Here is a 19,921-nt window from a genome sequence, read left to right as displayed (position 1 = left end):
TAGGATGGAAACGATAACGCAAAAACAAGCCCATAGGGGCGGGCTGCAAGGTGTTCTAGATCATGATACTTTTAATCTGGTCTATACAACCTATCAGGGGACTTTGTATAAAAAGTTTATGTTTCTGCTCAATTTTCAAGAGACAGCGGAAGATATTCTTCAAGATGTTTTTTTGAAGACCTGGCAATTGCGGGATACGATCAAGACCGAAAAATCATTGAAAAGCTATCTGTTTCAAATTGGCCGAAATTTAATTATGGATCATTATCGTAGGCAAAAACGGGAGCAAGGTTTTACCCTAATCTATCGTGATTTTATCAATGTGGTGGATCAAATTGATGAGGAATGTATATTCCATGAGGACAAATTTTCTAAATTAGAAGGAATTATCAATAAATTACCCCCGCGAAGAAGACAGGTGTTTGAACTGTGTAAATTTGAGCGAAGGAGTTATGAAGAAGTAAGCGAATTATTGCATATTTCACCATCAACAATAAGTGACCACATCGTTAAAGCAATGCAGTTTATTAAAGTACATTGGAATTAACACGATAACGGTATCCAAACGATTTAGTATAAAAAAATATGAGCAAGAAGATCTCACTGAAGGATATAGCAGAAGCGGTAGGTGTTTCTACTGCGTTAGTGTCTTATGTATTGAATGATAAAGACGAACAGACAAGGGTAAATAAAGACACGGCAAAACGTATACGGGAAATGGCGAAAGAGATGAACTACCAACCCAATCAAATTGCGAAAAGCTTAAAAAGCGGAAAGTCGCAGGCGATTGGATTATTGGTAGCTGATATTTCCAATCCTTTTTTTGGGAATCTCGCTCGTGCGATAGAAGACGAAGCTAAAAAACATGGTTATAGTGTGCTGTTTGGAAGTTCCGATGAGAATCTCGAAAACTCGCAACGCTTGATTGATACATTTATCAATCGGCAGATAGACGGTTTTATTATAGCACCAGCAGAGGGTACAGCTTCGCAATTGGAATACCTAAAAAAAGCCAATATTCCTTTCGTACTCATTGATCGTTATTTTAAGGATTTGGAAACCAGTTATGTGGTTATTGATAATTTTAATGCAACTTATCAGGCTACTCAGTTGCTGCTGAACCAGGGGCATACTAAGGTTGCCTATGTCTGTTATAAAAACCAGTTGCAGCATACAGAGGATCGTTATAGCGGTTATCTGCAAGCGTTACTAGATCATGGGAATGCTGAGGACAGTAACTTGATATGTGAGGTAGAGTTTAATAACGCGGCTTATTTTAGGGAGCAATTTATCGAGCTGTTGCAGCCGGATCGAGGTGTAGATGCTATTCTCTTTTCAACAAATACCCTATCTATTATGGGGTTAAAGATTATCAACGAACTGAATATTACCGTTCCAGATGATTTAGCAGTTTTTTGCTTTGATGAGAGCGAGGCCTATGATCTGTTTTATTGCCCAATAAGCTATGTCAAACAACCTTTGTCGATGATCGGGAAAGAAGCAGTGAAGATATTGCTTGAACAATTACGTGGGAAAGCATCTAGCGAACAGAAGGTTATGTTGGATGTGGAAATCGTTGCACGAAAGTCTTGTCAAAAATAAAAATGAAACGGCTATTACTCCCTTTACTCTTCTTGGTCGCAGACCTTTTATATGGTCAGGGAAGTTCTATGCCCTGGCAGCAGCTGGCGCCACCGGATACAACGGGGACTTGGGTACAACCTGTTCAGGCGAAGCCGGCGATGCCCGTTTGGGGCCATGTAAATGGTATAAGGATTGGATTAGATCCTTTACCGGGACCAAGAGGGCTGATCCGGATTTATACCCCTTATTTAAATTATGGGTTTTCGGAAGTCATGAATTTTATTGCCTTTGAGCCTATTCCCAAGGGTAAAGAGACCCGCGGATTTTCTGAACTTGAAATGAGTAGTATCCATCCCGGAAAACGCGGAAAGCATTTTTGGAGTGCAGATCATCCGACAGGGGTATCAGCCCTGGATGGAGAATATCCGGCACGGGGAATCGTGGAGCAAAACAATGACGAGGAGACGCTAACGGTATATCTATTTGCAGAACCCTTTGACAATGGTGCAAAAGTTTATGCTAGGCTTCGTTTTTTTGCATCCAGACCCTATGAATTTGAATTGGCGACCTATACCTATGAAGGGTCTCAAGAACTGGATTATTTCATACTAACCGCGACAATGGGCAATAAACCTAGGCTGAGGACACTTTTCTTGCGAGATGGAAAAGAATCGGCGCTGGAGCTATGGCCCGATTACAAAGACATCCATTTTACACCTCATGCCTATTTCCCGCAACAGCGTATGATCAGAGACAAAAAAGGGTATGTTTATTTTATTGCAGCTCCTGATGAAGTAGATTATCTCAAAACCGTTTATACAGCTGGGACTAACCAACATTGGAAGTACCGGGGTAAACCGGCGACTCAATACTGGATTAAAAAGAATCCAAGCGAGCAGCTCAATGGACTGCTGACCGGAAGATTCACCTATTGGGCGAGTAAAGAACCCATACCCGGAGGTGTCTCCATTGAAAATTTTGAATTGAAGGAACCATTTAAGGCAGGAGATTCCTTTATTTTTGGGATTACACCGCTTTCGCCCAAAGCATTCATTCAACATATCAAACATTAACCGACGAAACAATAACCAACGAAAAAATAAACCTTCCCGCATAAAGGGTTTTTAATAAAAAAATAGTTTCCGAGCAGAGGATTTTGTGTGATCGAACGTATTAAGTATATAGTTGCTACATCATTACCGATATTTAGCTTAAACGATTAAATTTTTGTGCCGTAGTATAAACTGATTAATAACACCTAATATTAATGACTATGAAACGCTACCTAAATTTAGCACACTGGCTCAGTATAGCCTTTCTGTTTTGTACACTTTTTTGGCAGGCAAAAGCTATCGAATCCCCGTCCATATTACAGCAAAGGATCATCAGGGGCGAAGTGCGGGAAAGTGGTACGAATACCACACTTGCAGGTGTCAATGTGAAGGTTAAAGGGAAAACCGGCGGAACTGTCACCAACTCAAATGGAAAATATGAAATCCCAATTGACTCCAAGGAAAGTATACTTGTTTTCACGTATACAGGAAAGAAGACTGAAGAACGTTTAGTGGGTGAGAACGATTTGATTAATGTGAGCCTTACGGACGAGAGCAATATGCTTGCCGAAGTCTATGTCGGTTATATGACGCAGCGGAAAGCCGATTTAACAGGTTCCGTTGCTATCGCAAACGCGAGTGATATTGCCAGGAATCCATCGGCGAATGCTATGAAATCACTTCAGGGAAAATTAGCGGGTGTACACATCACCACCAATGGTGGAAATCCGGCAGAGGGCGTGAATGTGCAGATCAGAGGTTTGTCGTCACTTTCAGGCGGAGTTAAACCGCTCATTGTTTTGGATGGTATGCCTACTGAGAATCTCAATTTACGGGATATCAATGCAGCGGATATCGAATCTATTCAGGTGCTTAAAGATGCAGCCTCCGCAAGTATCTATGGTGCACGGGCTTCCGGTGGAGTTATTCTTGTCCAAACAAAAAAGGGCAAAATTGGACAGACAAAAGTGGACTATAATGGTAGCGTCGGGGTAAGCAATATTGTGCGCAAGCCCAGATTGATGAATGCCGAGGAATACGGACGGGCGACCTTTCGGGCTTATGCCTACGATGAGGCGGTCTATGGTGTGCCATTGACGCTGCCCAAAACGTACGATTTTACCTGGCATAGGGATGCTGAAGGACGCGCTGTGCTGGATGCTGTTAAACCAGCGGAGTATCTTAATGCCGAGAAAACGGTGAAAAGCGCCGATACCGACTGGCTTGATGAAATTCTCCGTCCAGCGCTGATGACAAATCATCAGGTATCTGTTTCCAGTGGGACGGAAAAATCAAAAAGCATGTTTTCATTGGGCTATTTTGAAAACCAAGGAACGCAGATCCATACCTTCTTTAGGCAGTTTTCACTGCGGGCCAACAATGAGATTAGTTTAATCAATAACCGCCTAAAAGTAGGGGAGAATTTTGCGGTTTCTTATTTAAGATACCGGGATGCAAACGAAATGCGTTGGGCATTGATCAATCCACCAGCTGTTCCTGTACATGATATTTATGGTGGCTGGGCTGGTGCTGCAGGTTTTGATGACTTCACAAATCCTGTTCGTGTACTGACCGATAACAAAGACAATGTAAATAATTATGTCAAGATGATCGGTAATGTCTTTGTTGATTTAAATATCTGGAAAGGAATTTCCGCCCGCTCACAATTTGGTATCGATTACGGAAATGCCTATCGAAGAATAGTGGAAAAGAAATGGTCGGAAACAGGTGGTCGCAATAGCGATGATGAAAATTATGTGGGGAATATCCAGTCTCATCCCCTCAGCTATGTGTGGACAAATACGCTTTCTTACAGCCTACAAAATGACAAACATAGCTTAGATGCGGTATTGGGAACTGAATACACACGATTTGTTGAGGAAGGTTTCTCTGCCCGACGGGAAGGAATATATCTGGAAGATCGTGACTTTGCACATATTGGTGTAACCAATGGAACCAAATACTCACTTGGAAGCACGGCCGACGAATATGTATACCTGTCATATTTCGCCAAAGCCAACTATGTATATAACCAAAAATACCTGCTGTCAGCGACCCTACGTCGGGATGGATCCTCGCTTTTTGGCGCAAACAATAAATTTGCTATGTTTCCCGCATTTTCGGCAGGTTGGCGGATCAGCAACGAACCATTTATGAAGAAGTATACATTTATATCTGATCTTAAACTGCGTGGCGGATGGGGAGCTAATGGAAGTGTACAGGGGCTGCCTAGAGGTTATACTTCAACACCATTTACAACAGATTATTTTGGTACATCTTACCCGATCGAAGGGAATGAGACCGGACCATTATTTTCAGGATATCGACGGACCTGGCTGGGCAATCCTAATCTCAAATGGGAAACAACAACACAAACTGATGTCGCGCTAGATTTTAGTCTATTTGATAGCAGGCTTAGTGGATCTTTTGGTTACTATTTTAAGAAAACAAAAGATATCTTGGTTCAGACCCCATACATTGCCGCCATGGGTGAAGGTGGGGAGCCTTGGATCAATGGTGCAAGTATGAATAACCGCGGGATCGAATTGGATATTAGTTATCACAACAATCCACAAAATGCATTTCGGTATACCATCTCTGCAAATCTAGGAACTTATAAGACCAAAATTGTTAGCCTTCCTAAAGATGTCATCAATAAATACCCGGGAAATGGTGTCAATGACCTTGTGTTGGGAAGGACCCCAAATATCTTGTATGGCATGGTAGCGGATGGTATCTTTAAGACACAAGAAGAAGTCGATAATCATGCTGAGCAACCCGGCAAGGCCGTGGGGCGGATACGTTATAAAGACATCGATGGCAATGGAAAGATCGAGGAGTTCTATGACCGGACTTATATTGGCGTCAAAGATCCTAAGTTTTTCGGTGGGATAACTTTTGATTTTAGTTACCGCAATTTTGACCTTAATATTTTCTTTCAGGGGGTCTTTGGTAATAAGGTAAATAACCTGTGGAAATTGGAATCTGACCTGTGGAATATCAATGTCCCGGCACACAAAAATCATCCCACACGTATTTTGGATGGATGGTATTTTGATCGTACAGACTCCGATATTCCCGCCATCTCAAATTCTACATTAAATGCGGAGCAACGCCCATCAAGTTATACGGTGGAGGATGGATCTTATTTGAAATTGAGGAATATAGAACTTGGTTATACACTTCCACAAGCGATTTCCAAGAAAGCTGCCATGAATAATTTAAGATTTTATGTCTCTGGACGGAATCTCCTGACATTCAAAAAAGGTTGGGGAAAAGACCGATATACCAGTTTCGATCCTGAAATGCCTGATTATGGCTATCTCACCCCTATGTTTTTGACTTTTGGTATCAATGTAACCTTTTAAACTTCCCTATTATGAAAACGTTTAAAATAAAAATATGCCTTGCGCTTTTCCTATTAACTGTTGTAAGTTGTACTGATTCCCTTGATATTGCTCCCAAACAGGTGCTGGACGAATCTTTTCTGGTGAAGCCAGAGGATATGGACGGTTTTGTGACAGCTGCCTATGCCAGGATGACCGATATTCCGTCATTTGATTCACCTTTTGCCCCCTGGTGGTCGGGTTCCATGCGGGCCGATGATTCCTATAAAGGTGGTGGCGGCACATGGGATGGTGATGGCTGGCATAATATGGAGATCTTTGTCGGAGTCAATCCCAATGGATGGCCCCTAGACTATCCCTGGTATGTATCTTACCAGATTATTCAACGCTGCAATACGGCGATACAAAAGTTGCAACTGATCAAGGAGGAAGAATTTCCACAAAAGAATGCCCGTCTTGGAGAAGTGATATTTATACGGACATTCACCTTTTTTAGGCTAAAGCAATTTTGGAAATATATACCTTATATCGACGAAAAGGTAATTGGTACCAGTGCAGACTTTGAGGCGGTTCCGAATAGAGAAAAAGACCAACCCAACGATCAGTATCTTTGGGGAAGAATATTGGCTGATTTTAAAGAGGCTGAACAGTTGTTGCCAGCGACGCAGCCCGAAAAAGGACGTGTTGATAAAAATGCGGCAACTGCGATGGTTGCGCGCACCCTGTTATTTATGGCTTATGAACAGAATGATAAACATACTGTCGTCAATATCAATAAAGAAAGGTTGAGCGAAGCATTGACTTATCTCAACAAATTGACCGACCAGGAAGGGGGAAAGGTTGGCCTACAAACCGATTTTGCGGAAAATTTTGATATAAATTTTGATAACAAGACAAAAGAATCTATTTGGGAGATTCAATATTCCATTGATGATGGAAGTTCAAGTGGAGGTAAGATCAATCGCGGTGAGGGGTTAAATCACCCCTTCCAATGGGGTGGTTTTCAATGTTGCGGATTTCACCAGATCAGCTATACCATGGCGAATGCATTTAAAACCGGAACAAATGGTCTACCTTTATTTGATACATACAATAATGGGAGTTATGCAGATGGGGACGCCGTATTTTTTGGCGGGAACAGCTTTGATCCGCGATTTAGCCATACAGTAGCTGCACCGGGGCAACCTTGGAAATATAATCCGAATCTTCTTTTTGAAACAAAGGGGATTCGAAATGGTGCCGAATATGGTTATTTGAAATCTATTAAGGAATTGCCACAACCAGATTGTAAATGTTTGCTATACGATGGTTGGCAATTTAACTCGATGAACAAGAAAATGATTCGCTATGATGAGGTTTTACTTTGGAAAGCTGAGGTACTGATTCAGCTGGACCGTTGGAATGAATCATTGATACTGATCAACAAGATTCGTGAACGGGCTGCTAAAAGCACAGGGAGATTAGTGAAAAAGGATGGCTCTCCGGTACTCAATTACAAAATTGCAACCTATCAACCCGGTGTCAATTGTACTTGGGATAAAGCTTTTGCCTGGAAGGCATTACAATGGGAAAACCGTCTCGAGCTGGCCGCGGAGGGGCGTCGTTTTTTTGATCTGCAACGCTGGGGAATATTGGAGCCAACGATGAATGCCTACTTTTCAATAGAAAAAAATAGGTTTAAATGGCTGGGAGCGGGGCGTTTTACAGCAGGGCGGGATGAATATTTTCCGATTCCTCAGCCTCAGATTAACTGGGCGAAAGGAAATTATACACAAAATCCTGGCTATTAGTCCATAACTATAACGAAACCGAAGTGTGATGATAAAAATATTAATCAAGAATAACGTATTTCCTTACTGTTTGTCGATACTGTTGACATTATGTTGTGTATACCAGCAGTGCTGGGCGAATGGGGATCCGGGGAAAATAAATGCATTGATTAAAGCAATTAAAGTTGATAGTATAGGGGGGCAACTACCTCAATTGAGCTATCAGAAAATTGCGCCTCAGGTCGTTAAGGTGCGGGTTTCGGTAGATCTGCCCGAAGATGTGCGCTGCGATGATTGGCGGATCAGAATTTTGCCGGCATTTCAGCCCACATTTCATTGGGCACCACATTTGACACCCTCGGATAACCATATTATTGCACAGCATGTCTTTAGGTCGCCCATGATGATGCTAACCGATCAACGGAAGCAGCTGGTTATTATTCCCGATGTAGATCTGTTGAATAACACTTTAGCCAGAGATTGGTACATGGATATGGATGCGCAGAAAAACCAGTTAACACTGGGGCGCTCGCTGGCGCAAGTCGGCGAACATGTTTTGTTTAAACGGAAATCTGGCAATATATACACGCGTGGTAAATTTGAATTTGCATTTTATGTTCTTGCCTTTGACGATCGGGAAGTGGCCGAAAATCCTTTTCGTAGGCCGCTGGCTTTCTATTGGAAAAATTGGGGCGCAGGTCTTTTTGAGAAGGGCGAACCAATCTCCGGAGATATGGAAACCTATGTTCGGCATAGCTATCACTGGGCATTTCAATCCTGGGTCAAGCAGGTATGGCAGTCGTTTGAAATTAATGGAAAAAAAGTGGGCGCACCGACTTTTATCGTCAATACCACACAAAGCCCCAATTATCCTGGGAAAACCAATGAACGGGAGTTCCGTTCGATATGGAATCAGGCCTGGTTTAGTTCTTTACGTTCAGCCAGTGGCCTATATCGTTTTGCAAAGCGGACAGGAGACCAAGAGCTCTTGGATAAAGCGAATCTGACCAAGGAACTGGCACTATCCTATCCCAAAAAGGATGGATTTTTCTATGGTCTGATCGGAACTGAAATGGAAGAAACTATTGCGGGAGAAGGCGATAAAAAATCCGTCCGGAGTAAAGGTTGGGAACACTATTATTGGGGAAATTCAAATCGAAATCCCTATACCTGGGATGCCCGTAAATCCCCTTTTCATCTGCTGGATATGAGCTGGACCGCGCTGTTGATGTTGCGTTGGTACAACGAACTCGAAAAGGACCCACGTTTGCTCGCTTATGCCGAAGATTATGGAAAATCTCTGCTCAAAGTACAGACTGCAGATGGTTTTTTTCCAGGCTGGCTTGATGTAGAGACATTAAAGCCTCTTGCTCACCTCAATGATTCACCCGAAAGCGCCTTGTCGGTAACCTTTTTATTGACCCTTTATCGCATGACGCAAAAAGAGGAGTATAAAGTAGCAGCTCTACGAGCAATGCAAGCGATTATGAAGGAAATTATACCCAATGGGCGCTGGGAAGATTTTGAAACCTATTGGTCTTGCTCCCGTGTCGGTGCTGAAGATTGGGTGGGGAAAAAGGTATTGCGCAACGACATGTACAAGCAGAATAATTTTTCTATGTTTTGGACAGCGGAGGCGCTATTGGAATGCTATCAAATCACTAGAGTGAAACAATACCTCAAGATCGGCCAACGTACCTTGGACGAACTGTTGATGACACAGGCCGCATGGCAACCGCATTTTATTCCCATAAAAGCATTGGGCGGGTTTGGTGTGATGAATGCAGATGGAGAATGGAACGATGCCAGACAGAGTTTATTTGCTGAGTTGATTATTCGTTATGGTAAGGAATTGAAGCAAAGGGAATACCTCCAGCGTGGCTTAGCGGCTTTACGGGCTTCCTTTGTCATGATGTACTGTCCTGAAAACCCGGATACCAAAGCACAATGGGAGGAAGCCTGGCCATTTTTTGGAAAAGAGGATTATGGTTTTATGATGGAAAACTATGGTCATGGTGGGGAGACAAATGCTAAAGGTCTGGGCATAGGAGAGTTTACTATCTACGATTGGGGCAATGGTGCTGCAGCGGAAGCCTATAATCGGATATTAGACCATTATGGAGCATATTTTTTACAGGGGAGGGGATTGTAGTCTTTTGCTAATGTATTGTGGTTAAGAAACAAAAAAAGCCTGCTCAAATGAACAGGCTTTTTTTGTGGTGCCACCTGGGTTCGAACCAGGGACACAAGGATTTTCAGTCCTTTGCTCTACCAGCTGAGCTATGGCACCAGTTGACCTTTTATTTAAATCTGTGATCATCAGATTGAAGCGTGGTGCCACCTGGGTTCGAACCAGGGACACAAGGATTTTCAGTCCTTTGCTCTACCAGCTGAGCTATGGCACCGCTTTCTGCTATGGGTTTGTTCCCCTATTGCGATGCAAATATAGTGTGATAATTTGAATTCTAAAATTTTTATGTGGATTATTTTTGCTCTTTTTTCGAAAGTGTTGATTTTGATCGAGATAAAATTACAAGAAACTAACATAGAGAAAAAGGAATAAGCTGTATCTTTGCATTTCAATAAATAGAGATGAGTAAAAGAGGAAGAGTTTTAGTTGCAATGAGTGGAGGGGTCGATAGCTCCGTTGCTTCTGTCATGCTCCACGAACAAGGATATGAGGTCATAGGTATCACGATGAAGACTTGGGATTATGCATCCGCAGGTGGTTCGTCTAAGGAGACTGGATGTTGTAGCCTCGACAGTATCAATGACGCTCGTACATTAGCCGTAAACTATGGTTTCCCTCATTATATATTAGATATACGCGATGAGTTTGGAGACTTTGTAATTGATAATTTTGTAGAGGAATACATTGCTGGGCGTACACCCAATCCATGTGTTCTTTGTAATACCCACATCAAATGGGAGGCTTTGATGAAGCGTGCTGATAAATTGGATTGTGAATTTATCGCTACGGGACATTACGCCAATATTCGTATGCACGACAATGGCCGTTATGTCATATCAAAGGGTAAAGATGAAAATAAGGATCAATCCTATGTCCTATGGGGTGTATCGCAAGAAAATCTAGCTCGTACACAGTTTCCATTGGGATCGTTCACGAAAAAGGAAATCCGTCAAATGGCGCTTGACATGGGACAGAAGGAGCTTGCCAATAAATCGGAAAGCTACGAAATCTGTTTTGTGCCAGACAATGACTACCGTGCGTTTTTGAGACATAAAGTACCTACATTAGATCAGCAGATCGGTCCAGGTAATTTTATCCTTTCAGACGGAACAGTTGTCGGTAAACATATTGGTTACCCGTATTTTACCATCGGCCAACGTAAAGGTTTGGGTATTGCTTTGGGTAAACCGATGTTTGTGATTGAGATTCTCCCTGAAAGCAATACGGTGGTATTGGGTGAGGAGCATGAGCTTGAAAAATCACATGCCTATGTACGTAATGTGAACTTTGTCAAATATGCAGGTCTTGACCAGCCAATGGAGGCAATTTCAAAAGTACGTTATAAAGATTCGGGTGCTTTGTCTACCATCTCACAAGAGGGCGATAAAGTGCGTATAGACTTTGTACACAATGTGAAAGGTATCGCACCAGGACAATCAGCCGTATTCTACGAAGGAAATGATCTCTTGGGCGGTGGTTTCTTGATGAAATAATAAAAGCTGATCTGAAATTCAGCATAAGAATTCTAATCCCTATACTGTAGCTACAGTATAGGGATTTTTATTTTACAACCGGTGTAAACGAGAGTACTACTCTAGTTTACACCGGTTGTGTGCAGCTATTATGCCAACGGGATTTAAGTCAACCGAATTAAGAAGTAGCGCATAACTACTTCTTTTTTCAAGATAGAGGGTCGAAAGCGATACCAAGATGGTATCGTAATCTTTATCAGGCGAATCAAAGGTGAGCATCTGTTTTATATTTCTTTCTATTTGTATAGAAAATATTTACAATTTCTTTTTATTTGTTTGTTTTATTTTTACATTTGTATAGATAATATATAATAAACAGTATATTGTAATTTAGATTATGGAATTGAACAAGACTCTATTAATTGAGCGGTTGTCCTCAAAATTGGACTTACAGGCTGTATTTCTATACGATTACTGTATTGGAGATGAAATCACAGCACATTTGATGGTGGTGATTAGACCTGTAAAGGGCGTCTCGCCTTCTACCATGACACCTATTGTCAAACTTTGCATGGCAGACATGCCTGAAATATCTTTTCACGTTGTATTGGAAGGGGACTGGTTAAGCCAACTACGTAATGGATCGTTGTACCACAGTTTTGCTTCGTTGCCGAAACATCGACTATATTATGAGCGGGCCAAAGAGATCGATCGTTTGTTGAATAAAAAAGTAGTTAGCTCGCTTATAGAATTGAATCGTTCGGACTATGAGAAGGCTAAGCAGTTTTCAGAGGAGTATTTAGCTGCCGCTGTGGGGTTTGCATTGGAGGAGCGTTTCGATCAGTCATTGTACATGCTGCATCAATCCTTAGAGGTTCGGATTCGTTCGTTTTATACGCTATTGGGAAGACAGTTGGGTAAGAACCATAATCTAGAGAATATTATCAAGAATGTGCGAGGAATTGTACCTGAGCTTTTATCTGTCTTTGCCTACAACACGGGGGATGTGGAGATGTATAGATTACTTGATCTAGCTTACAGAGCCTGTGTCAAAGGAGAGTCTTTGGAAATTGCTGTGGAACAATATGATTTTATTAGTACGCAGTGTATCTGTCTAGCAGAGATACTTGATGCAATGGTGGAGCGTATGGCGACAGGGGTTGCAGCCTATCGTGCTCTGTTACCTGTGGATAAGCCGGAGGAAGGAAAGAAATCTACTGTCGAAGTTGTGAAACAGAAAGAAAAGTTGAATGTGTCTCAACCGGTAGTTTGTGAAGACTTTTCCGGTTTTCCGTGGCCTCAGCAGTATAAGGATAATGCTAATAGGTTGTTGGACGACATTTATTCGAAGCATAGGCCTGAGCAGATTTTGTTGGTTAATTATCGGACAGCTGGATTAAGTAAAGGGAATCCGTTTCAAGAAGGGACATCCGAACAAATGCCTCGTGAGGAACTTGAAATGCACTTGGTCGTATTGATGAAGAATAGAGGACCATTTCGGTTCCGTGAAGTACGGAACAGAGTAGTTTGTGCCACCATGGTGTTCTTAAATTTATCCTATGTAGAAATAGCATTGAAAGAAGGAAGTCGCTTTGTGAATGCAGTATGGAAAAATGGTTGGCTGGTACGGAAGAAAAGTACGTTTGATACACCTGTGGTGCCTGTGGAAATGAACTGGAAGGCAAAGGCTGATCGAGTGGATACGTTAGTCTGTAACGCAGAGGCTGCCATGAAAAATTTATTAATGCTGATGAGGGACGCTCCGATTTTAATGGATGATAGCTCCTTGCTTATTCTGCATCAGTTAATTGACATATCGGTTAGGACTTATCTAAAATGTGTGGTAGGTTTTATCCCGGAGGGGGTAGTTTTGTATACATTGATCGATTGGTGTACTATTGCTGATACGCAAGTTATTGATTATTTGTCTACTTGGAACACATCGGAAAACAAGGTGTTTATTTTTGCAATGGAACCCCAAAGAGTATTGTGGACAAATCTTACAACAGATTTCAGTTCGGAAGATAGACTGATTGTGCAGAGAAAAGCGAAAGAACTCGTTGAGTTTTTTGTTCATCTGTGTAAGGAGGCGGTTCAATCTATGGAGTCCCATGCCATAGAACCCATAGCAGATCCAATGATCGATTAAAAACTAAACAAACAACCATATAAAAAAAACTTTAGAAACAAATACTGTAGTGGTATCCGCAGCCACCGCTTTGTCTAAACGTAAGGTTTTAGTATTGTAATTATCTTAAGATTTTTTTACTTTCTATTTACTAATAATTTTAGTAATTTTAACTTATGAATCCGTCAGTATATTTTAAGGGCAGAGGGGCACAGATCAACCCCAATAACAAATTTTTTTCCAATCAATACGTTCAGGAACATATTGAAGGTTTGGACGAAGAATTTCTTGGGGCCGAAAAAACACAGTTTATTCCGACGCACCCGAAGTCCATTATCTCCAAATCCAATAGCCCAGACCTGCGCTTTGAAAGGTCAATTAATCCGTATCAAGGTTGTGAACATGGTTGTATTTATTGCTATGCCCGCAATTCGCATGAGTATTGGGGTTTTAGTGCCGGATTAGACTTCGAGCGCAAGATCCTGGTCAAACACAATGCCGCCCAACTCCTAGAGCATGAGTTTCGCAAGTCAAGCTATCAGCCTGATTTGATTATGCTCTCAGGCAATACAGATTGTTATCAGCCTATTGAACGAAAACTGGGGATCACACGCTCGCTTTTAGAACTGATGCTTAAATACAGGAATCCCGTTTCTATCATCAGTAAAAATGTATTGATGCGAAGGGATTTTGACCTCTTACGCGAGCTTGCAGCGCTAAATTTGGTATCGGTTGCTGTGACCATTAATTCCCTGCGGGAGGAGGTCCGGCAAAAGATGGAACCCCGTACCGCTACAGCTTCGGCCCGTTTAAAACTTATTGAGGGATTGACGGGGATAGGTGTGCCTGTGATGCTGATGATGGCACCCATTGTTCCTGGAATCAATAGCGACGAGATTTCAGATTTGATCCGCTCTGGAGCAGATGCGGGAGCAATTACTGCCTCTTATACCATTGTTAGACTCAACGGGCAGATCGGAGGTATCTTTAAAGATTGGTTGTATCAGAATTACCCGGATCGTGCTGAAAAGGTGTTGCATTGGATCGAAGCTTGTCATGGTGGAAAAATTAATGATACTGATTTCGGACGGCGGATAAAAGGGGATGGTAATATGGCAGAGAGTCTGCAGCACCTGTTTAAGTTGTCAGTCAAAAAATATATGAATAACGGGGTGCTTCCGCCCTTGAGAAGGGATCTTTTCCGCTTGCCCGATGCGGGAATGCAGTTGGGCTTGTTTTAGTTATTGTTGTCAAATGACTGCTGAAAATTACGCTATTTGTGTAATTTTAAAAAATGGAAATTATATCAGAGCGACTCCGGTTAAGAACAGTGGAAAATGAAGATTTGGAAAAGATTCATTATTTATTAATGTGTCCGGAAACGGCCTTATTTAATCCGAGCGGGCATCCTAACGGGATAGGGGATACCGCCCAAATGGTAAAAACCTGGTCGGAACAAGAAAAGGAATCTGAGGATAGAAAGAACTATACTTTTTATATTGAAACTATTGTGGGGGCGGAATTTGTTGGTCTGATTGATATCAGTATTGTAAAAGTAAAATATAGAAATTCGGAAGTATGGTTTAAGTTGGTCCCAGAAATGTGGAATAAAGGATATGCAACAGAGGCATTAAAACGAATAATTGAATTTGGATTCAGACAACTTAATCTCCATCGGATAGAAGCTGGCTGTGCGGTAGAAAATATCGCGTCTTATAAGATAATGGAAAAGGTAGGTATGATTAGGGAAGCTCATCGGAGAAAGATCTTGCCTTTAAAAGACGGTTGGAGTGATAATTATGAATATGCAATTTTAGATCAGGACTACTTAGATTAAGGCATAGTAAAGAACGATAAGGATTGATTATTTAATTTATTCTTTGCAAAAGGGCCAGATTCCTAAACGAATCTGGCCCTTTATTTCGTCCGGAGATCGATGGCTCCAGAATTATGAGGCTGATAAAATTGATTTACAATCCCTATTTTTTTCTTTTGACCAATATATAGCTGATATATAGTAATAATAACCAGACTGGGATCAATTCAACCGGCAACTTCATGCCTGTTACCCACATGATACCCAACACAGCGATCAGAAAGATCAGACAGATATAATTGCTCAATGGATATAGAAACGAAGGGAATTTCGTTTTTACATGGGCACCGACCTTGTTTTTTCTAAAATATAAATGCGTGATTGAAATCATTACCCAGTTGATGATCAACGAAGAAACAACCAACGACATCAGGATCTCCAATGCATTCTTAGGTGCAACATAATTGATAAAGACACAGATCGCAGCAAACACAGCTGAAACCAGAATAGCATTTATAGGTGCATGGCTTTTGTTTAGCTTGGACAAAAACCTAGGTGCATTACCCTGTTCAGCAAGTCCAAAGAGCATTCTACTATTGCTGTAAACACTGCTATTGTAAACCGATAAGGCTGCGGTGAGTACGATCAGATTGAGTGCGTTTGCGATAATTTTTGTGAAGTAGAATGTTTTTCCGAATAAGGTAAATTCAAAACCATTGAGTTTGTCAAATACCAGTACAAAAGGGCTTGTATCTGCATTTATATTTGTCCAAGGAGTAAGCGAAAACAAGATAATCAGTGCGCCTACATAAAAGATTAAGATCCGGTAGATAACCTGATTGGTCGCTTTGGGGATATTTTTTTCAGGATGCTCGGCTTCAGCCGCAGTAATACCCACCAATTCGAGTCCACCAAAAGAAAACATAATGAGTGCCATGGCGGATAGCAGACCTTCATAACTGCCATCTCCAGTCTGGTTAAACCAGCCTTTTGGAAAGAAACCACCATGCGAAGTGAGGTTGCTCAGGCTAGCCTGTTCACCTGCGGTACCACTAACCAGGAGATAGACACCAAAGACAATCATGGCAATAATAGCAACAACCTTAATGATTGAAAACCAGAATTCTGTCTCGCCATAAATTTTTACAGAAGCAAGGTTCAGGGCATTGATAGCGAAGAAGAAAAATAAGCTGGATCCCCAAAGTGGAATTTCTGGCCACCAATGCTGTACATACACACCGATGGCTGTTAGTTCGGCCATGCTCACTAAAATATAAAGTACCCAGTAGTTCCAGCCGGAGGCATAACCGGCAAAAGAACCCCAATATTTATTAGCGAAGTAACTAAAGCTACCAGATACGGGTTCTTCGACCACCATTTCTCCCAATTGACGCATAATGAAGAACGCAATTATCCCTGCAAAGGCATAGCCAAGTATCACTGCTGGCCCCGCTAGTGTGGCAGCTTTTCCTATTCCAAGAAACAATCCAGTTCCGATGGCGCCACCAAGAGCGATCAGCTGAATATGTCTATTTTGAAGTCCCCTTTTTAATTGTTTCGAATCCTTGTTATTCTGTTTCTCCATTTGTATGGTTAATACGGTTACTTATTTAGTGTCGATCAGTCTTGATCCTGAATATTCTACTCATCTCTTTTCCAACACGGGATTGAGATGAAAATTGGTTTATCTGCAAAGTACTACAAATTATTTAATTTGCTACTACAGCATTTTGACCTAAGCGCATAAAGTTAATAAAACACTTAGGTATTTTATGCACCTTAAGCTTTGCTTTTTACTGGACCAGAAAGCAATGTTTACTAATACTGCTGAAAGACAGGTTTTTAATAGAAAACGCTACCATGAGAATGGTAGCGTTTCATTTGTTCGTAGCTAGTGTGATTTTTGGCCACTCCACCTTAGAACGAAATTTTGTTTGTAAATGATACAGTAAAAGATAAATTAATTTGCTTTCTGTGGTTTTTCCACTGTTCCGCAGCTGCATCCACAACCTTTGGAGCAACCTGATTTACCTTTCAGTGATTTACGGACATTTCTAACGACATACCATACAGCCGCTAACACCAAAATTCCAACGATGAGATATTGTACTGTTAAATTATCCATGATCTTTTATTTTTTAAACTGTGAAAGCATCTATCTCACTTGCACAGCTAGTTTACTTTAAGAGTTGATAAGCAATCAAGGCACTGAAATAAGCCAGGCCTGTCATAAAACCAACTTGAATTAATGTCCATTTCCACGATCCTGTTTCTCTTTTTACCGCTGCTATTGTACTCATACATTGCATGGCAAAAGCATAAAATAAGAGAAGAGATATTCCGGAAGCAAAATTGTAAGCCGGTAAACCCGTATTACGGTTAATCTCGCTCCGCATTTTGCTTAATACTGTTGTTTTCGTTGCTTCATCTTCAATATCCACTTCATCGCCAAGGCTGTATACGGTTGCCATTGTTCCTACAAAAACTTCCCTCGCTGCAAATGAGGAGATCAAACCGATTCCCATTTTCCAGTCATAACCTAGTGGCTCTACAACAGGTTCAATTGCCATGCCAAGATAGCCGAGGAAGGAGTGTTCCAGTCGGTAAGAAGAGATCTCATGGTCAAGATCCTCACCTGAGAGGTTGGGGTTATTTTGTGTGACATATTCCTTGGCCTTGCTAAACTTGTCGTTTGGACCGAAACTACCCAAAGCCCAAAGAATAACAGAAATTGCCAATATAATCTTACCTGCTCCGAATACAAAGCTTGCCGTTTTCTCCCAAACATTTAAAGCAACGTTTTTCCAGTCAGGAGATTTATAAGTAGGAAGCTCAAATATTAAAAAGGACTTGTGTTTGGATTTAATGATTTTGGTCAAGAGTATGGCCGAAAACAAAGCTGCAAATATCCCAAGGAGGTACATCACAAATAAAACCATACCCTGCAATTGAAATCCTGCATATTTGGTGTCTGGAATAACCAATCCGATCAATACGATGTAAATGGGTAGACGGGCAGAACAGGTCATGAATGGGGTGACCAATATGGTGACAAGTCGTTCCTTTGCATTTTCGATATTACGTGCAGACATAACCGCTGGTACAGCACAGGCTACTCCAGAGATTAAAGGGATTACGGATTTTCCGTTTAGCCCGAAGGGTCTGAGCCAACGATCCATCAGGAAAACCACACGGCTCATATAGCCAGTCTCTTCCATAATGGAAATAAAAATGTATAAAATAACGATCTGTGGGATAAATATCACGATACCACCGATACCTTTGATAATACCATTGCTCAACAGATCTGTGAGCGGACCAGCAGGAAGCGTGGTCTGCGTATAAGCGGCAAGATCACCAAAAAGCCCATCAATAAAGTCCATCGCCGGACCTGACCAGGTATAGATCGCCTGGAAAATCAGGAAGAGAATACCAAAGAAGATCAAATAACCAAAGACTGGATGGAGCAATATTTTGTCGATCGCGTTTGTCTTGTTTTTATTGGAGGCATCGTCCTTTGTATAGATTTCAGCTAAGTTTCCATCTAAGGATTTACTCCGAAGAATGGCCTCTTCTTTCTGTAGTTTCTCCGCTTTTAACTGATGCTTGTCGCGAATTTGCTGAATCGAATCGTTTTTTTCTTTCGATAGAAAAGAGACCTCACCTTTAGCAAGATACTGCCAGGTATGGTACTCCGTGTCTAAAGGAAACAATCGTTTGGTTTCTTCCAATGCCTCGTTTGCTATTGGCGGTAACTGAAATTTGCTGACATACATCGGCGGGGTCGCATCGAAATTTTTGATCAGCTGATCAATACCCTGTCCCGTACGCGCATTTGTTTCGTAAACTTTTGTATTAAGTAACTGTTCAAGCTTTGGGATATCTATACTTATTCCTTTTTCTTTGGCCTCGTCGATCATGTTGATGACGAAGATGGCCGGAAGCCCGAGCTCTCGTGCTTGTTGATAGAGGATGACAGACCTTTTCAGGTTGGTTGGTTCGGCAACGACAATAACAAGATTTGGTCTAAAACTGTTTTCTTTGTTGACCAAGGTATTGAAGACGACTTCTTCGTCCATTGAACTCGGAAACAGGGTATAGGTTCCTGGAAGGTCAATAATACGATAGGTTTTGTTGTTGGCTTTAACTTGTCCCTCACGTTTTTCTACAGTGATACCAGGATAGTTTCCTACTTTCTGATTTAATTTTGTAATCCGGTTAAAAAGGGATGTTTTACCCACATTTGGATTACCCAAAAGTGCAATAATCGGGTTATTCATTATTTCTGATCAATAAGGATGACTTTAGCTTCTGATTTGCGAATGGCAATCAAGGCGTTATTAGCAATAATATTTAAACATATAGGACCATCTAAAGGTGCGATATGTTTCACTTCTACTTCAGTACCAGGCACAAAACCTAATTCGAAAAATTTAGCTGGAATATCGTGCGAATCAAAATCAATAATCACCGCTTTTTCCCCTTTTTTTAGCTTATCTAAGCTATTTTTATTACGCATCTACCTATTTTTTTGTATCCTCCAAATATACAGATTTTCTACC

The 19,921-nt window shown here is 41.4% G+C and carries 14 protein-coding genes and 2 tRNA genes; 10 read left to right on the top strand and 6 right to left on the bottom strand.

The window, feature by feature from the left end; all coding sequences use genetic code 11:
- Nucleotides 1–4 precede the first annotated feature (4 nt).
- The 6 genes from DFQ12_RS11785 (at nt 5) to DFQ12_RS11760 (ending at nt 9,904) form a co-directional block, all read left to right on the top strand.
- Nucleotides 5–547, top strand: a complete 543-nt coding sequence (locus tag DFQ12_RS11785; protein WP_120259104.1) for an RNA polymerase sigma factor — start codon at nt 5–7, stop codon at nt 545–547.
- A 38-nt stretch (nt 548–585) separates the two neighbouring features.
- Nucleotides 586–1,602: a LacI family DNA-binding transcriptional regulator gene (locus DFQ12_RS11780; protein ID WP_120259103.1), complete on the top strand. Its 1,017-nt coding sequence runs from the start codon at nt 586–588 to the stop codon at nt 1,600–1,602.
- 2 nt (nt 1,603–1,604) lie between these two features.
- The gene (locus DFQ12_RS11775; protein ID WP_120259102.1) at nt 1,605–2,657 is read left to right on the top strand and encodes a hypothetical protein; all 1,053 of its coding nucleotides are present in this window, start codon (nt 1,605–1,607) and stop codon (nt 2,655–2,657) included.
- 200 nt (nt 2,658–2,857) lie between these two features.
- Nucleotides 2,858–6,004 carry a SusC/RagA family TonB-linked outer membrane protein gene (locus DFQ12_RS11770; RefSeq protein ID WP_208642511.1) on the top strand — a complete coding sequence of 1,049 codons (3,147 nt, stop codon included), beginning with the start codon at nt 2,858–2,860 and terminating at the stop codon, nt 6,002–6,004.
- Nucleotides 6,005–6,015: 11 nt separating this feature from the next.
- A complete protein-coding gene (locus DFQ12_RS11765) occupies nt 6,016–7,773 on the top strand; it encodes a RagB/SusD family nutrient uptake outer membrane protein (RefSeq protein WP_120259100.1) in 1,758 nt (585 codons plus the stop codon).
- A 28-nt stretch (nt 7,774–7,801) separates the two neighbouring features.
- Nucleotides 7,802–9,904, top strand: coding sequence for a glycoside hydrolase family protein (locus DFQ12_RS11760; RefSeq protein ID WP_120259099.1), 2,103 nt, complete (start codon nt 7,802–7,804; stop codon nt 9,902–9,904).
- A 65-nt stretch (nt 9,905–9,969) separates the two neighbouring features.
- Here the strand turns inward: DFQ12_RS11760 and DFQ12_RS11755 are convergent.
- Together DFQ12_RS11755 and DFQ12_RS11750 are read right to left on the bottom strand one after the other, a co-directional pair.
- Nucleotides 9,970–10,042 (bottom strand) — tRNA-Phe (locus tag DFQ12_RS11755).
- A gap of 42 nt (nt 10,043–10,084) precedes the next feature.
- A tRNA-Phe gene (locus DFQ12_RS11750) sits at nt 10,085–10,157 on the bottom strand.
- A gap of 187 nt (nt 10,158–10,344) precedes the next feature.
- Here DFQ12_RS11750 and mnmA point away from each other — a divergent pair.
- From mnmA to DFQ12_RS11730, 4 genes are all read left to right on the top strand, one after another.
- Nucleotides 10,345–11,436, top strand: coding sequence for a tRNA 2-thiouridine(34) synthase MnmA (mnmA, locus tag DFQ12_RS11745; protein WP_046672147.1), 1,092 nt, complete (start codon nt 10,345–10,347; stop codon nt 11,434–11,436).
- A 376-nt stretch (nt 11,437–11,812) separates the two neighbouring features.
- Nucleotides 11,813–13,564 carry a HEPN domain-containing protein gene (locus tag DFQ12_RS11740; protein ID WP_120259098.1) on the top strand — a complete coding sequence of 584 codons (1,752 nt, stop codon included), beginning with the start codon at nt 11,813–11,815 and terminating at the stop codon, nt 13,562–13,564.
- A gap of 155 nt (nt 13,565–13,719) precedes the next feature.
- Nucleotides 13,720–14,784: a PA0069 family radical SAM protein gene (locus tag DFQ12_RS11735; protein ID WP_120259097.1), complete on the top strand. Its 1,065-nt coding sequence runs from the start codon at nt 13,720–13,722 to the stop codon at nt 14,782–14,784.
- A gap of 53 nt (nt 14,785–14,837) precedes the next feature.
- Entirely contained in the window at nt 14,838–15,380 is a 543-nt protein-coding gene (locus DFQ12_RS11730) for a GNAT family N-acetyltransferase (protein ID WP_120259096.1), read from the top strand.
- A 142-nt stretch (nt 15,381–15,522) separates the two neighbouring features.
- Here DFQ12_RS11730 and DFQ12_RS11725 read toward each other — a convergent pair whose 3' ends face one another.
- The 4 genes from DFQ12_RS11725 to DFQ12_RS11710 all read right to left on the bottom strand — a co-directional run bounded on the left by DFQ12_RS11725 (nt 15,523) and on the right by DFQ12_RS11710 (nt 19,878).
- Nucleotides 15,523–16,944: an amino acid permease gene (locus DFQ12_RS11725; RefSeq protein ID WP_120259095.1), complete on the bottom strand. Its 1,422-nt coding sequence runs from the start codon at nt 16,942–16,944 to the stop codon at nt 15,523–15,525.
- 375 nt (nt 16,945–17,319) lie between these two features.
- Nucleotides 17,320–17,484: a FeoB-associated Cys-rich membrane protein gene (locus DFQ12_RS11720; protein ID WP_120259094.1), complete on the bottom strand. Its 165-nt coding sequence runs from the start codon at nt 17,482–17,484 to the stop codon at nt 17,320–17,322.
- A 52-nt stretch (nt 17,485–17,536) separates the two neighbouring features.
- Complete coding sequence (gene feoB, locus DFQ12_RS11715) at nt 17,537–19,639, bottom strand: ferrous iron transport protein B (protein ID WP_120259093.1); 2,103 nt, start codon at nt 19,637–19,639, stop codon at nt 17,537–17,539.
- Nucleotides 19,639–19,878: a FeoA family protein gene (locus DFQ12_RS11710; protein ID WP_104383169.1), complete on the bottom strand. Its 240-nt coding sequence runs from the start codon at nt 19,876–19,878 to the stop codon at nt 19,639–19,641. Before DFQ12_RS11710 ends, feoB begins: the two co-directional genes overlap by 1 nt.
- Nucleotides 19,879–19,921: the final 43 nt, after the last annotated feature.

It is taken from the genome of Sphingobacterium detergens (assembly GCF_003610355.1).
GTDB lineage: Bacteria > Bacteroidota > Bacteroidia > Sphingobacteriales > Sphingobacteriaceae > Sphingobacterium > Sphingobacterium detergens.
The sequence above is the reverse complement of the archived record's forward strand: the minus strand, read 5'-3'. Positions and strand labels throughout refer to the sequence as shown.

What these genes read in the sequence shown, in the direction of transcription:
- DFQ12_RS11730 (WP_120259096.1), top strand. Translation starts at nt 14,838, where the DNA reads ATGGAAATTATATCAGAGCGACTCCGGTTAAGAACAGTGGAAAATGAA.
- DFQ12_RS11710 (WP_104383169.1), bottom strand. Translation starts at nt 19,878, where the DNA reads ATGCGTAATAAAAATAGCTTAGATAAGCTAAAAAAAGGGGAAAAAGCG.
- DFQ12_RS11785 (WP_120259104.1), top strand. Translation starts at nt 5, where the DNA reads ATGGAAACGATAACGCAAAAACAAGCCCATAGGGGCGGGCTGCAAGGT.
- DFQ12_RS11780 (WP_120259103.1), top strand. Translation starts at nt 586, where the DNA reads ATGAGCAAGAAGATCTCACTGAAGGATATAGCAGAAGCGGTAGGTGTT.
- DFQ12_RS11740 (WP_120259098.1), top strand. Translation starts at nt 11,813, where the DNA reads ATGGAATTGAACAAGACTCTATTAATTGAGCGGTTGTCCTCAAAATTG.
- DFQ12_RS11770 (WP_208642511.1), top strand. Translation starts at nt 2,858, where the DNA reads ATGAAACGCTACCTAAATTTAGCACACTGGCTCAGTATAGCCTTTCTG.
- DFQ12_RS11720 (WP_120259094.1), bottom strand. Translation starts at nt 17,484, where the DNA reads ATGGATAATTTAACAGTACAATATCTCATCGTTGGAATTTTGGTGTTA.
- DFQ12_RS11765 (WP_120259100.1), top strand. Translation starts at nt 6,016, where the DNA reads ATGAAAACGTTTAAAATAAAAATATGCCTTGCGCTTTTCCTATTAACT.
- DFQ12_RS11735 (WP_120259097.1), top strand. Translation starts at nt 13,720, where the DNA reads ATGAATCCGTCAGTATATTTTAAGGGCAGAGGGGCACAGATCAACCCC.
- DFQ12_RS11775 (WP_120259102.1), top strand. Translation starts at nt 1,605, where the DNA reads ATGAAACGGCTATTACTCCCTTTACTCTTCTTGGTCGCAGACCTTTTA.
- mnmA (WP_046672147.1), top strand. Translation starts at nt 10,345, where the DNA reads ATGAGTAAAAGAGGAAGAGTTTTAGTTGCAATGAGTGGAGGGGTCGAT.
- feoB (WP_120259093.1), bottom strand. Translation starts at nt 19,639, where the DNA reads ATGAATAACCCGATTATTGCACTTTTGGGTAATCCAAATGTGGGTAAA.
- DFQ12_RS11725 (WP_120259095.1), bottom strand. Translation starts at nt 16,944, where the DNA reads ATGGAGAAACAGAATAACAAGGATTCGAAACAATTAAAAAGGGGACTT.
- DFQ12_RS11760 (WP_120259099.1), top strand. Translation starts at nt 7,802, where the DNA reads ATGATAAAAATATTAATCAAGAATAACGTATTTCCTTACTGTTTGTCG.